The organism is Nocardia sp. BSTN01 (genome assembly GCF_015354405.1).
Lineage (GTDB): Bacteria > Actinomycetota > Actinomycetes > Mycobacteriales > Mycobacteriaceae > Nocardia.
In genome coordinates, this window is sequence record NZ_JADKYP010000165.1 from 1 (window position 1) to 876 (window position 876).

Annotated in this window: 2 protein-coding genes; both read right to left on the bottom strand. The window is 64.8% G+C overall.

The features are described from left to right. Positions 1-297 precede the first annotated feature (297 nt). On the bottom strand, positions 298-603 hold the full coding sequence (locus IRT45_RS36345) for a DUF1416 domain-containing protein (protein ID WP_194810268.1): 306 nt from the start codon (positions 601-603) through the stop codon (positions 298-300). A 6-nt stretch (positions 604-609) separates the two neighbouring features. Then, positions 610-876: sulfurtransferase (locus tag IRT45_RS36350; protein ID WP_255535659.1), on the bottom strand; the 267-nt coding region annotated here is incomplete at its 5' end.

Sequence of the window (876 nt, forward strand, 5' to 3'; positions counted from 1 at the left end):
GCTCACGGCCCTCGGCGTGCGCCTGTGAGGCGTGACCGTTGGTCGCTGCGTTTTCGACGTTCTCGCTCGCCGAATCGGTCACGACTCGGTGAAGAGCCGGTAGAGGACGTACAGCCCGAACCAGGCGATCAGCACGGAGCAGATGACCAGCAGAATCTCGAAGGTTAAGACCACATATCGGAGTTTAACGACCCGCTCGGCGAAGACGAAAACGGCCCCGGGAAAACGTATCCCGGGGCCGTTCGCGTGCGATGAGCGCAGTTTTCCGGCGCCTGCCGGCGACGCTCCGCGTCGGTGTTACTTGGCGACGCTCACGTCGACGTTGTGGACGCCCGCCCCTTCGGGGCTGACCTTGGCCGAACCGTTGCCGGCCGACGACAGGGCCCGGACGGTCCAGGTGCCGGGCGCGGCGAAGAAGCGGAAATCACCGGTGCCGGAGGCCACGACCTCGGCGGTGAACTCGTCGCTCGAGTCCAGCAGGCGGACGAAGGCGCCGCCTACCGGGTTACCGTCCGCATCGAGGACGCGTCCGGTGAGGACGGTCTCCTTCTCGGTGTCGACATTGGCCGGAAGGGCCTGACCCTGGGTAGGTGCTGCACACATATCTATTTACGCTCCCAACTCGATCGGTACACCGACGAGGGAGCCGTATTCGGTCCAGCTCCCGTCGTAGTTCTTGACGTTCTTGTGGCCCAGCAGCTCCTGCAGCACGAACCAGGTGTGCGACGAACGCTCACCGATGCGGCACAGGGCGATGGTCTCCTTCTCGCCGTCGAGGCCCGCTTCCTTGTACAGGGCAGCCAGTTCCTCGTCGGACTTGAAGGTGCCGTCCTCGTTCGCGGCCTTGCTCCACGGCACGTTGATGGAGCCGGGGAT